The organism is Alteromonas sp. AWJ4_199, assembly GCF_056159165.1.
Map to the genome: position 1 here is coordinate 2,439,969 of NZ_JBSWUR010000001.1, position 13,055 is coordinate 2,453,023.

The window sequence follows — 13,055 nt, forward strand, 5'->3', positions numbered from 1 at the left end:
TTTAAAGCTTTATTGGGATATATCCGCTGCTATTAGGCGTACCAAACAAGCGTGCAGCCTGATGGACTTCTTGCGGTAAGCTGTCGTCAGGTTTGAATTTACCACTTACACGGATATTTTTCATCGTAGTAGGGATAACCGCATCCATCGATAAGCTTAGTAAGTTTGGCTCGCTTACCATTATGCCAATGTCTTTTCCTTCGCAACGAAGCTTTGCTGAGTAAGTTCCGAAATCAATTGGTCCTTGTGTTCCTGCAACCGTAGCGTTTAACCAGTCTCCTGTGCCATCGAGCGACTCACATGCTGGACCAAAGGTTAGGTCACTTAACGAGACTTTAAAGCGTCCGCCTGCATTTACCGGTAAAGGCAAGCGAACTTGTGCAAGTACTCTATCTACAGGTAGGTACAGCGTAAAGTTCTCGGTATTGATCGTATCTTGGCTGAAAAGCCCGGTAGTGATAGGGCCTTCAAACGCGATGTCGTTTTTATCGCGAATATTACCTGCTTTAAGATCTAGCTTAACTTTACCCAATAACATGTGAAGTGGGCTGAGTTCCCACTTCAGGTTGTTAACAGGCAAGCCGTTAACCACTAGGGTCTGTGCTTTACCAGAAAATAAGGTGCCACTTACTCCGCTTACAGAAACATTATTCGGTAGTGTTATACGACCGATAACCTGCACTGCGGGCATATAAGCAATAGCAAACAATAGGAAGGCAAGAATTCCGCCTATGATCCAACTAACTTTCGACTTCATGCTTTACCTAACTGTAGTCGGCGAATTTTGATATAGCCTGGCGCATCTGCTTCAGCTATATCGGCTTGAAGAATAACTACACCCATGTTTTCCATGGCCTTTAGCCAGTCTAACACACTGTTAAACGGCGCTTGATCAACCCATACTTGAAGCTCGTCGCCCTGTGGCTGCATCCGAGAAATAGCAATATCGTACTGAGCAGTAGTGCGGTTTACCGCTTGCGGCAACGAACCAGAAAATGCACGCTTTCCACCGCTGCTGCGGCGTAATTGCTGAGCGCGTGCACCGCTGTCTTTTACCCAAACTAGAAGCGACTGCTGGTTATCAAGCAATTGTTTTTGTTTGTCTAGCGCAGCATTTAGTGGCGACCAAACTGCAAAATAAAACAGTGCAATGACTATCATTACTGCAGAAATTAGCACTAATTTTTGTTCCCGTTCAGTGAGGGCTTTGTATTTTTCTAAAAGTGCGTTCACGACGTACTCCTTACTGACACTGTACCCACAACGCCATTGTCACGATTATTAATAGCACCCTGTTCAACCACAAAACCTGCGTTTTCAGCGCTGCGTTTAAACTGCTCTAAGGCTTCAAAGTTTTTGCCCTGCGCCTGAATACGAATTTCTGTGCGGGTAGCGTCAAAGCGCAATGTTTGCGGCTTAACGTCGGTGGCTGAAAAAGCCGGTGCAAGCTGATCTAACATAATAAGCATGGAAGCATCCCCACCGCCCTGCTCTAACTTAGCCAGTTCACTTTGTAGCTTTAATCGCACGTTGCGATAGGTGCCAATATTGGGGAAGCCGGCTTTAACTGCGCTACTTATTTCACTGCTAAGTGCTTGGTTTTGCGACTTTAACTGATAAAGAGTAACGCCTTTATCTACTAAGCTGGTACACAGTGCAAGTACAGCGAGTACAGCGGCTACACGCCACTGACTTAGCACACCGCTGCGCTTACGTTTTATCTTGTAATCGCCCTGGCACAAGTTAAAACTGGTTTGCATGGCTTCTTTAGCCAAAACTTGCATGGGCAGTTCAAGCGGTGCCTGTGCTTCTTCAATGTTCGGCAGACTGCTTAAATCGATACCTGCGTAGTTTGTGATTGTCACAGGTGCTTCTTGCTGCGCAGTGAAGTGCACTAAAGTAGGAAGCAACCAAGTTTGTTCACCTTGAACCCCTTTGAACTCATCTTGGCGCACCAGTAGCTGTTCACCTAAGGTCAGTACCGACCAGCCGTTTTCCGTTACTGGCACTGCAAGTACATCAGGAATAATGGTGTCGCAGAATAACCCTGCTTCGCTCAGCCAAGACTGCCACAGTTGCATTTTTTCATGGCTAACTACAGCAACGGCTTGCTCATCGCCGCGCTTCGGGCCGATTGCAAAAAACTGCTGGCTAATGTCAGTAGCAAGCTCGTCTTCTAGCATAAACGGGATGGCAGAAATGATCTTGCGGCCAGCTTTCGGCGGCAGCTCAACCCATTTGAGTAAAATTTCGCTGCTGGGCGCTAACGCAATGACGCTACGTTGGCCTGCGCGTTCAGTAAGCGACGATAAGGCGTCGGCATTAGGCAGTTCGCCCGACGCAATAATTTCATCTTCTGTTCGCGAATAAACGAGCCAGCTTATCGGGTCTGTGTAGTTGGCGCCTAAACGCACCAATAATTGTTCCATTAATAGGTTCCCCCAAACTCGCGATTCACAATACTAACACCGGTATCGGCATTAACGTGAAACACGGTGGAAAGCTTAAAAGTTGCTTTGTTGTACTGTGTTTTTGTGTGCAACATAAAATATTCAGTTTTTACCGCAAACCAATCTTGTCGAGTGCTTGTTAAATTAAGCGCTTGAATCGAAGGCTCGCTTAAAAAATCATTAATTTCGTCCCAGCCGTTTTGCGGGCGACTACTAATTAAACTTGTGACCTGTTGAATGTCTAAGCCTGTCAGGCCTGCAAGTAATGGTGCATCTTCTTCTTCTAAGGTGTTGACGTTAATTTTCAACTCATTGTAATCCGGAATCACGCAAACTAATGGCAGTAATGCGTCTAGCCATTGTGGTGATACACCGTTAATAATACGCAATTCACTTTTTGATGCCAGTGGACCGTTAGCCGCAAGGTAAGGAAACTCTCTGGACTCGTATTCGCTGTCTTCTGCGCCGTAAGGACGCATTCTGTCATCTTCGTCGACCCAGTCAGCTAAACTATCGCGTAAGGTATCTGCGGTGTAGTTGTCTAGTCCGTCAACGCTAAGTGATAGCAACATAGTGTGAAAAGCGTCCATGGCTTCCGTGGTGTCACCCGCTCCACTGCTGCCAGTACCGCTGTTACTGCCTGTGCCTCCTGCAGTGCCAGACGTAATCGCGTTTAGATTAAAACACGCCTGCAAATCGTCTAAGTTAGCGGTTAAACCACCGTTTTCTAGAGGATAGCTGAATTCTTGTGCCCAAGGCTGATCTATAGAAATCACATCCGGGCTTTCTTCTATCAAAGACTGGATAGACTTACGCGCAAAGGCCTCGGCGCCCATGGCGTACCAGTAGGCTTGATTGTTGTCTTTTAAGTTCATCGTACGCTGCACCTGAAGCTGCAAGCGTGTGCCCATTTCTGTGGCCAATACCGCAACCAAAGCTACTATCATCAGCACAATCATCAGTGCCACACCTTTTTGTTTAGCCGGTGGGGTAGACGGTTGGGGCATACACGTCTCAGCCTTGGCGCGCGTATGGTTTTTTAAAAGGCGTGTTCCTGTGTTTGGCATTATGATGATTCACCCGTGGTTAAGGTAAATTCCCTTCGAATTTTGCCAAAGTCTTTACTTACAAACTCTATCGCGACTGCCCGCGGCAGTGCTGTACCTTTATAGCTCTCGCTCCACGATAGGTCTTCGTCTTCATCTAATGAACCGCTGTCGGCTGTGGCGAGAAACTCAATTTTTAAACTTTCTATGTCTTCTAGCAGCACTCGTACTTTCGGCTCGTAGCCAATAACATTATCCACGTAATTACTGTAAAGTCTCTCAAGCTTGTTCTCTTGAAGCCTGTAGGCAACAAACTGCAAAGTACTTCTTGGCAGCATTAACTGTGGATTGTGCCAACCGCCTCTTACAAAACCAATACCATCATCATCGCTATCGTCGGTTTCTCCACCTGCCATTACTACATCTTGCTTTTCTCCATTAACCCTTGCTGCGCGAGGCACGGCTTGTTGAAGGTCTCGCTCGATAGTGATCATGGCACGCTGTAGCAATTGGAGCTTGGCAAAACGCTCTTCTGAAATGTCATTGCTGTCGATAACTGTGGTTAATAAACCCGTTGATGCCAGCCCGATAAGGGTAAATATGGCCATGGCAATCAGTATTTCTATAAGCGTAAATCCGCGCTGCATACTAGTTCCCCGCCGTTGGCTTAGCCACAAAAGTGGTAACCGATGTCACTGAACTTTCGTAGCTTTCATCTTCGCCTACCGAAACGGTAACTGCACGTAAGTCGTTATCGTTGGTTTTCGCGACGGTTTGTTGCCAGTACCAAGTGCGGTCAGCCATCTCCATGGTGCCTTTTAAATTATTTTTGGGCGGCCAGGTGGTATCAAGCTGAAGCTGGTTTAGGCGATTGCTTGCCACCCAATTGGCAAAAGTAACAGACTCTATTTGGCCGACGCTAGATAAATGCTCGCCAGCGGCTTTAAGCACTGCGGTGCCTGTTAGTGCGAAAATAAGCAGTGCCACCATAACTTCAAGTAGGGTCAGGCCACGTTGGTTATGGGGGGGGTTAACCGAAACGCTTTTGCCAGAAGAATTTACCGAGTTTGTTCTCATACAAGGTGCTTTTAGAGTGGGCGCGTTCATAATGGACGCTTTCATAGTGGACGCTCCAGGGGCCCTTCAAGCACTAAAGGCGGTAAGTCTTGGTTTTGCAGACTGAAATAAACAGGGGCGTCGCCATCATCGCCCTCATAATTAAACGATAGGGTAAAAGGTGTGATCTCGCCGCTCGACATTATAAGCACTTGCGGTGGAGGCAGCTTTTTCTCTTCTTCGTTACCTATTTCTACCCCTTCTTCGGAAACACTTAGGTTTTCGTCGAATAATTCTCTGTCAAAGAGTCTATCTTCAACGTCCCATGGGAGGTCATCTAAATTTAAGGTGAAGGTAAAAGGTTCGGGTAACGTGTAAGGCTCGTAGGTTTTTTCGCCTTCAATACGCTGCCACTCATCATCGTCGTCTAGGTAAACGAAGTAGTATTCGTTTTTGTCAGCTTCAAAACGTACGCCCAGCTGTTGTTGATTTAACACCGCGAAGTCGCTGGCCATATCAACAATCACCTGCAGGCGCTGTGCTTGGGTTTTCAATAGGTCTGATTTACTTGCGCCGAAGGCGTTAAACATAACGTAACCCGCCGCCAAGCCCATAAGCAGCAGTACCAGCATGACTTCTAATAGGGTGAAGCCTGCTTTATGAAACGATGTACTGCCGCGGTAGCGCATATAGGTTAGTTCAAGTATTCGTTGATGTTCCAGTTACCGATGTCATCATCAGTACCCGGCTCACCGTCTGGGCCATTAGAGAAGATATCCACCACGCCAAGCTCTCCCGGGCTAATTAGCGTATATGGGTTGCCCCATGGATCTTCAGGAAGACGCTTGATAAAGCCGCCTTCTGGATAGTTGCGTGGGATTGGGTCGATAGTCGGCGCTGTTACTAGCGCGTCCAGACCTTGTTCAGTAGTTGGGAAGCGGTTGTTACGTAGCTTGTACATTTCAAGCGCACTTTCCATTTGCTGAATGTCTACCGCGGCCTTTTTAAGCTGTGCTTCCTCTTGATTACCCAAAATTTGTGGTGCAACCATTGAGGCCATAATACCGATGATTAGAAGTACGACCATGACTTCAATCAAACTGAAACCAGAACTGCGATTAAGTGTTTTCATTAAATATTCACCATGTTGTTCAATGCTAAAATTGGTTGCAATATTGCCATAACGATAAACAGGACAATGCCTGCCATCGATACAATAAGTAAGGGTTCAAATACCTTAAGTGAGACACCAATAAGCGCTTCAAATTCCCTATCTTGATTATCTGCAGCGCGAGCTAGCATTTGCTGTAGCTCGCCAGACTTTTCACCTGATGCAATCATGTGCATCATCATTGGCGGAAACATTTTCGTGTTATCTAGCGCAGCGCGCAAGCTAGAGCCTTCTTTAACGTTGACTGCCGCATCGGCTACTTGATTTTTAATATGCTGATTTTCCAGTACATCGCCTGAAATACGCATAGCTTCAAGTAGCGGCACTGCGCTGGCACTCAAAATACTTAAGGTTCGCGCAAAGCGAGCTGTATTTAAGCCTCTAGACACTTTGCCTATTAAAGGTAGGGTTAAAAGTGCTCTGTGATAGCGCAGCTTCATGTGTTTTTGCTGTAGCACGCGCTGAATAATAACAATAAGTACGCCTATGCCAATTAGCATAAATAAACCGTAGTTCTGAAGCCATGTACTTACGGAAATAAGAAACTGTGTTATGCCCGGCAGGTCTTGCCCCATATGGTCAAACTGGCCAACAATTTTTGGCACTACTACGGTTAACAGCAGTAATACGATACCCATTGCAAAGAACAGCATTAACGATGGGTAAATCATCGCTTGAGTAATTTGGCTGCGGGTTTGCTGCCTGCGTTCAGTGTAGTCGGCCAATCGGTTAAGCACGGTATCAAGGTGACCGGATTTTTCACCAGCTGCGACCATCGCGCGGTATAGCTCGTCAAACACACTAGGAAATTGTGCAAGCGCGTCTGCAAGGCCGTGACCTTCTACCACTTTACTGCGTACCGCCATCATCATGTTCTTCTGGCGGGGTTTTTCACACTGTTCGGCGACAGCGAGTAGAGCTTCTTCAACAGGAAGTGCTGATTCTACAAGCGTTGCCATTTGGCGTGTAAGAAGCGCCAAATCCGATGCTGAAATACGTGGCTTAAACAGTGAAAAAGAAAGCCCTTTGCCTTCGCTTTGAGACCGCTCTGCAACTTGCTCTACTTCTAACGGAATTAAACCTTTTTCACGCAGCTGTTGGCGTACCTGACGTGCGTTATCGCCTTCAAGCACCCCATTTGTATTTTTACCGCGGGCATTAACCGCTTTATAAGCGAATGCCGCCATTTAATCTTCCCTCGTTACTCGAAGCACTTCTTCAAGAGAAGTTTCTCCAGCTAGCACCTTGCTACAGCCGTCTTCACGGATGCTTGGGGTCGAGGTTCTGATATAACGTTCAATAGCTTGTTCGCCCACACCTTCGTGCATCATTTCACGCACTTTTTCATCAACTAATAACAGCTCGTGAATGCCGGTACGGCCACGGTAACCAGTTTGATTACACGCTGCGCAGCCGTGCGGCTTATAGATAGTGGTGTCGCTCGTTGCGCTCTGCCCTAGCACTTCAAGCTCAGAAGCGTCTGGCGTATGGGGCTTTTTACAATCTGAGCACAGGGTACGTACCAGTCGCTGTGACAATACGGCCAATAAGCTCGAAGACAGCAAAAATGGCTCAATCCCCATATCTTCTAAACGAGTAATAGCGCCTGCTGCGGTATTAGTATGCAGCGTAGACAGTACCAAGTGACCGGTTAAACTGGCTTGAACGGCAATTTGTGCGGTTTCGATATCGCGAATCTCACCCACCATGACTACATCAGGATCTTGACGCAAAATCGCGCGAAGCCCGCGGGCAAAGGTCATATCCACACGAGGGTTAACCTGTGTTTGTCCAATGCCTGGAAGGTCAAATTCGATAGGATCTTCAACCGTTAAAATGTTTCTATCTCGCGAGTTTATTTCGGTTAGACCTGCGTACAGCGTGGTACTTTTACCAGAGCCTGTTGGGCCGGTAACCAAAATAATGCCGTGAGGCTTTCTGATAAGGGACGAAAAATGGTTTCGGTTTTGAAGCGTCATGCCCAAATCTTCTAGATTCAAGCGAGCATTGTTCTTATCTAAAAGACGCAGCACTACACGTTCGCCATGACTCGATGGCATGGTAGAAACACGAACATCCACAGCGCGACCGGCGATGCGAAGCGTAATACGACCATCCTGAGGCACACGCTTTTCGGCGATGTCTAATTTGGCCATTACCTTTATACGGGACACCAACATAGAAGAAAGCTTGCGGTTAGGACGCAAAATTTCGCGTAATACACCGTCTACGCGAAAGCGAACAACAAGCTGATTCTCAAAGGTTTCGATGTGAATATCCGACGCGCCTTCCTTAATCGCTTCGCCCAACATAGCGTTGATAAGCTTGATGATAGGCGCATCATCTTCACTGTCTAATAAGTCTTCAGTGTCAGGCAAGTCTTCGGCAAGGGCGAATAAATCGCTTTCATTACCAAGGTCTTCCATAAGCTGTTTAGCTGCAGAGCTATCGCGCTGAAACGCGCTAGTCAGTAAGTTTTCAAACTCGTCAGCGGGTATGGTTTTAGGTACAAAGGGCTCACCATAGAAGCGACGTACTTCGGCAAACACGTCAAATGGCGTATTTTCTGTAAAATACAGAACTGCAGGCGTTTCGTTGGTTTCAAGCAACACTTGGTTGCGCTTTGCAAAACTAAACGATAACTGCTTAGGGCCAGCCTCTTCTTCAGGTAAACCGGCCTCTTCACCCATGGCTTCTAGGGCTTCTTCTTGCGCCTCTAGTGCTTGAGTAAGTTGTTCATCCGCCATACTACTCGTTACCTTCTTTTTGCTTCTCTTTCTCAGAAAGGTACTCTTCAAATGAAGGTGGTAGGGCTAGTGCATCGTTCCACTCAGGCATGCTCGGCGTTTCAGCCGTTGGCATTAGAGACACACCTTCTTGCTGACGTTTAAGCTGTAGCGCTCGAATATAGTTGTATTTACGGTGACTGATTGAGTTCATAGTAGCGCCGTCACGCACAATCGTAGGCTTTAAAAACACCATTAGATTACGCTTACGCTTGCTGGTAGACGTGGTTTTGAAAAGGTGACCAAGAATAGGGATATCGCCTAAGAGTGGTACTTTAGACACACTTTCTTGTACGTCTTCATCAATCAATCCACCTAGTACGATAGTACCGCCATCATCAACGATCACTGTGGTTTTGATTTCACGTTTGTTGATAGAAATATCTACCGAGGTTGCACCGCTTACGCTCGACACTTCTTGTTCAATAAGTAGCTGAACAGCATCGCCTTCGTTTATTTGCGGTGTCACTTTAAGTTTGATACCTACTTCTTGACGGTCTACCGTTTGGAACGGGTTAGAGTTGTTCGCGCCCGTTGTAGTACCGGTAATAATCGGTACTTCCTGACCTACAATGAAAAAGGCTTCTTCATTGTCCATAGTGGTAAGGTGAGGTGTGGCAAGAATATTAGAATTGGTGTCAGTGCTTACCGCTTGGACAACAGCGCCCCAGCCATTTTCGATAACACCGGCAATCAACCCATTAGCTCCACCTAAAAGACTTGCTAGTGAAGTATAGTCGCCTTCATCGGTGGTAGTCACAGTTACCACTTCACCGTCGTCGGTAACATAGGCTTCAGTGTCTGTATCATCTTCTGCTTGCTTAAGGGCTACGGCTAATGAACCTACAGGAACTACACCGTTGCTAAACTGCGTGCCGCCACCTTGTTCTGAAACCCATTGTACACCTAGCGTTGTGCCATCGCCTTCAAACACTTCTACGATAATAGCTTCAACTTGTACCTGTGCACGGCGAATATCCAGCTGTCGTACAACCTCTTCTAGCGAGCGCATCATGTCTGGCTCTGCAGTTATAACGATGGCGTTAGAATCTTCATGCGCATCAATGCTGATTTCGCGGTTTGAACTTGCTCTACGCGATGTGGTACCGCTGCCTTGCTCTTCTGCTTGGATACTGGCTGATACACCTTGAAGAACTTTAACTAAGTCTTCTGCCTTTGCGTAATTAAGAAACAGTACGCGTGTGTTGCCGTTAGACTCAAGTTCCTGATCCATACGCTGAATAAGGTTAATGAGGCGCTGGCGTGCTTTAACATCGCCACTCACTATAACCGAGTTAGTTCTATCGTCAGCTACTACGCGAGGCTCTGACTTTGCGCCTGTATTCGCTTTGCCTTGTGATTTGTTGATACTTTCAATAATACGTACCATCTCAGAGGCTGAAGCATAGCGAAGCTTAACAATCTCTACTTCTTCGTCACCAGCGCGGTCTACGCGTTCAATGATTTCAACAAGACGATTAACCACTGCAGCACGGCCCGTTAGCATCATCACGTTTGATGGGTCGTGGCTAACCACGTTACCGCCGCCCGCTTGGTCATTTAGCTGTCGTAAAATAGGGGCTAGTTCACGTACCGGCACGTTATAAACAGGCACTACGCGGGTAATAAACTCATCGCCGTCTTGTTGTGCGCCTTCCACTACTGGAATATTAGAAGTTTTCGCGTCTTTAGAGCGTACAACTTTTAAGATGCCGCTTGGCATTTCAACTACAGCAAAGTCGTAAACTTGGAGTACGTTTAGGAAAAATTGATAGTACTGATCTTCATTAAGCATGTCGTAACTGCGTACGCTTATTTTTCCACGTACGTTAGGGTCGACAATAATGGTTCGCTCTAGGTTTTTACCAACAATATTAATGAATTCATTGATGTCAGTATCTTTGAAATTAGGCATGTATTCAGCGGCAGTCACCGAGAAACACAGAAGCGCTGTGCACATGGCGGTGCCTAAGCGAGATAATAGTTTATGGCTAGTGCGCCTTTTCATTCTAACTTCCTTCATTTCCTAACATGTCGATGGCTGAATTGCTTGCACAGTTACTGTGCTGACCTCTACACAAACGCTTACCAGTAAAAAACGAGCCGTTACCGTTTTAGTTGTTGTTACGCCTCGGGTAAATCTAAGTAGAGCGTGGTTAAACTGCCATCTCGAATAATCGTTAATTCTATATTTTGTGCATTGCGTAGCTCAGACAGTGCCTCTTGCGATTGTTGCAAGTCGGTAAGGTCTAGCCCGTTAATTTGGGTAATGACATCGCCAGCCTGAAGCCCGGCCGATTTGAATAACTCAGGCTCTTTCCCAGGACTAACTTGATAACCAATAAGTTGGCCTTCCTCGGTTTTCGGCGATATCGAAATAAAATCTGTAAAGCTAGCAGGCCGTTCACGAAGTGCCGCAGTTGCCTCTAATGCTTCATCGCTAAGCTCGACGGTATCTTCTTCTAATTCATCTTCTGGCTCAGGGCGATTTCTTGCCTGCATTTCACGGCGACGATTAGCTTCGTCGTAGTCAATGCCGTCTAGCATCAGGGTTTCGTTTCTCACCCCGTTTTTAATAATGACGCGATCGTTATACACCTTTTGCAACGTGGCATTGGTGCCTTCAATCTTTTCACCCAAGCCATACACCGCTTGGCTCCCACGATTTTCAATAATCGCGGTACCCGCTTCCTGCTCTGAACTGGCTACAACGCCCGTTAAGGTTAGATTCAAACGGGTTTCAGGGGCGTCGGTCACTTCTGCAACGGGTTCAGCAGGTCTAGCTGCCGCATTACCAAATAAATTCAGCTGTTGTATTTTTGCAATGTTGACCCCACTTTTGCCTGATGACGATGAGATAACCGGAGCACGGCTTACTGTGGGTGTCGCAGATAGTTGAGGTTCAGGTATAATTCGCCACACGAGTTTGGCAGCAAACGCAATTAAATACAGGCTAAGCAGAACCACTACTATGGTATGTAGCTGTTTTTGATGCTGGCTTAGATAAACAACCAGAGATTGTGGATTGGGTTTATTGAATGTCATGCTGCCACTAATGGTACTGCTTTATTATAATATAGTGAATTTTTGGTTAACCGCGCTTTAGCAAACCCATAATAGCCTAGTAAAGGTGAGGGTCAAACACTAAAGCCGCACCATTACGAAATTATTACATGAGCCAATCGGAAAGTAACAATACACCACAAAATGTTAGGCTGGACAAGTGGCTATGGGCTGCAAGGTTCTTTAAGACGCGCGCCATTGCGAGAGACATGGTGCAATCGGGAAAAGTCCAGTACAACGGGCAACGGGCCAAACCTGGTAAACATGTAGAGCTTGGAGCCATGATTAAAGTTCCCGCGGGATGGGATATTCGCGAAATAAAGGTGCTAGGCTTAAGCGACAAGCGCTTGAGTGCGCCATTGGCACAAGCTCTTTTCGAAGAAACGGCTGAAAGTGTAACAAAACGTGAAGAAAACCAGGCTGCACGAAAAATGAGCGCTTTTCACAGTCCTAAACCAGATCATAGACCTGATAAAAAGCAGCGAAGACAGATTATTAAATTTAAGCAGCAATAATGAGCTGCTAAACAGGATTACTTATGAGCGATTTCGATAAATTACACCGCTTCCTATTTACTCAAGCTAACGTTCGTGGCGAACTGGTTCGCCTGGATGAAAGCTTGAAGCAAATAGTGCACAGCTATGAATACCCAGTGCAAATTCAAACTTTGCTAAGTGAAATGGCTGCGGCGACGTCACTTTTAACGGCAACCCTTAAGTTTAAAGGTGAAATTTCACTGCAAATTCAAAGTAAAGGGCCGGTAAGTTACGCGGTATTAAATGCCACTCATGAGCAAACACTTCGCGGTGTGGCGCGCTGGGATGAAACACTGGAAACGCTGCCAGATACCTTTTCTGAGCTATTGTCGCAGGCCGTATTGGTTATTACGATTACACCAGATGAAGGTGAACGTTATCAGGGTGTTGTAGCTTTAGATAAACCGTCTCTTGCTGAATGTATTGAGGGCTACTTTGCTCAGTCAGAGCAGCTTGCAACCAGCGTTCATCTGATGACAGACATGAGCGACCCTAAAAATGCGAAAGCGTCGGGTGTATTGCTTCAGGTTCTACCTACCGATGCAAGCGCAACCGACGTGTCGCAGGCCAATGAATTTGCTCACATCTCAAAAATTACCGAAACATTGACCAAAGAAGAGATGTTTTCTTTGCCTGTTGAAGACATTTTATACCGTCTTTATCACCAAGAAGATGTGGAAGTGTATCCAGCTAAAGACGTAACCTTTGCCTGCTCATGCTCGAAGGAACGCAGCGCAGAAGCGCTTCGTCATGTAGAGAAGTCTGAACTTCACGCGATTATTGCTGAAGAAGGCGCGATCAAAATGAACTGTCAGTACTGCCATGCAGAATACCGCTTTGACAGTATAGACGTTGAAGCTATTCACAGTGGCAACTTCGACGCTCCTTCTTCTAATCAGTAACTACTTGTTTACTTCTGTGTTAAAGCACCTTCTTTCAAAGGTGCT

At 46.4% G+C, this 13,055-nt stretch carries 14 protein-coding genes; 2 read left to right on the plus strand and 12 right to left on the minus strand.

Annotation, left to right across the window (positions count from 1 at the left end; all coding sequences use genetic code 11):
- Position 1 precedes the first annotated feature (1 nt).
- The 12 genes from ACXAER_RS10700 to gspC form a co-directional block, all read right to left on the minus strand.
- Positions 2-757, minus strand: coding sequence for a type II secretion system protein N (locus ACXAER_RS10700; RefSeq protein ID WP_474829083.1), 756 nt, complete (start codon positions 755-757; stop codon positions 2-4).
- Positions 754-1,233 carry a type II secretion system protein GspM gene (gspM, locus tag ACXAER_RS10705; RefSeq protein ID WP_474829085.1) on the minus strand — a complete coding sequence of 160 codons (480 nt, stop codon included), beginning with the start codon at positions 1,231-1,233 and terminating at the stop codon, positions 754-756. Before gspM ends, ACXAER_RS10700 begins: the two co-directional genes overlap by 4 nt.
- Complete coding sequence (gspL, locus tag ACXAER_RS10710) at positions 1,230-2,429, minus strand: type II secretion system protein GspL (RefSeq protein ID WP_474829087.1); 1,200 nt, start codon at positions 2,427-2,429, stop codon at positions 1,230-1,232. The genes gspM and gspL overlap by 4 nt, the downstream gene beginning before the upstream one ends.
- Positions 2,429-3,457, minus strand: a complete 1,029-nt coding sequence (gspK, locus tag ACXAER_RS10715; RefSeq protein WP_474829089.1) for a type II secretion system minor pseudopilin GspK — start codon at positions 3,455-3,457, stop codon at positions 2,429-2,431. Before gspK ends, gspL begins: the two co-directional genes overlap by 1 nt.
- Positions 3,458-3,516: 59 nt before the next feature.
- Positions 3,517-4,143 (minus strand): type II secretion system minor pseudopilin GspJ, encoded by a 627-nt coding sequence (gspJ, locus tag ACXAER_RS10720; protein ID WP_474829091.1) that lies wholly within the window; start codon positions 4,141-4,143, stop codon positions 3,517-3,519.
- Between the two features lies 1 nt (position 4,144).
- Entirely contained in the window at positions 4,145-4,573 is a 429-nt protein-coding gene (gspI, locus tag ACXAER_RS10725) for a type II secretion system minor pseudopilin GspI (RefSeq protein WP_474829093.1), read from the minus strand.
- Positions 4,574-4,614: 41 nt separating this feature from the next.
- On the minus strand, positions 4,615-5,241 hold the full coding sequence (gene gspH / locus ACXAER_RS10730) for a type II secretion system minor pseudopilin GspH (RefSeq protein ID WP_474829095.1): 627 nt from the start codon (positions 5,239-5,241) through the stop codon (positions 4,615-4,617).
- Positions 5,242-5,246: 5 nt separating this feature from the next.
- Positions 5,247-5,684 (minus strand): type II secretion system major pseudopilin GspG, encoded by a 438-nt coding sequence (gene gspG, locus ACXAER_RS10735; RefSeq protein ID WP_474829097.1) that lies wholly within the window; start codon positions 5,682-5,684, stop codon positions 5,247-5,249.
- Entirely contained in the window at positions 5,684-6,910 is a 1,227-nt protein-coding gene (gspF, locus tag ACXAER_RS10740) for a type II secretion system inner membrane protein GspF (RefSeq protein WP_474829099.1), read from the minus strand. Before gspF ends, gspG begins: the two co-directional genes overlap by 1 nt.
- Complete coding sequence (gspE, locus tag ACXAER_RS10745; protein ID WP_474829101.1) at positions 6,911-8,470, minus strand: type II secretion system ATPase GspE; 1,560 nt, start codon at positions 8,468-8,470, stop codon at positions 6,911-6,913.
- A gap of 1 nt (position 8,471) precedes the next feature.
- Complete coding sequence (gene gspD / locus ACXAER_RS10750; RefSeq protein WP_474803613.1) at positions 8,472-10,517, minus strand: type II secretion system secretin GspD; 2,046 nt, start codon at positions 10,515-10,517, stop codon at positions 8,472-8,474.
- 116 nt (positions 10,518-10,633) lie between these two features.
- Positions 10,634-11,554 (minus strand): type II secretion system protein GspC, encoded by a 921-nt coding sequence (gene gspC, locus ACXAER_RS10755; RefSeq protein ID WP_474829104.1) that lies wholly within the window; start codon positions 11,552-11,554, stop codon positions 10,634-10,636.
- Between the two features lie 128 nt (positions 11,555-11,682).
- Here gspC and hslR point away from each other — a divergent pair, with 128 nt between their 5' ends.
- Together hslR and hslO are read left to right on the plus strand one after the other, a co-directional pair.
- A complete protein-coding gene (hslR, locus tag ACXAER_RS10760; protein ID WP_179984995.1) occupies positions 11,683-12,087 on the plus strand; it encodes a ribosome-associated heat shock protein Hsp15 in 405 nt (134 codons plus the stop codon).
- 23 nt (positions 12,088-12,110) lie between these two features.
- Positions 12,111-13,010, plus strand: a complete 900-nt coding sequence (hslO, locus tag ACXAER_RS10765; protein WP_474829106.1) for an Hsp33 family molecular chaperone HslO — start codon at positions 12,111-12,113, stop codon at positions 13,008-13,010.
- Positions 13,011-13,055: the final 45 nt, after the last annotated feature.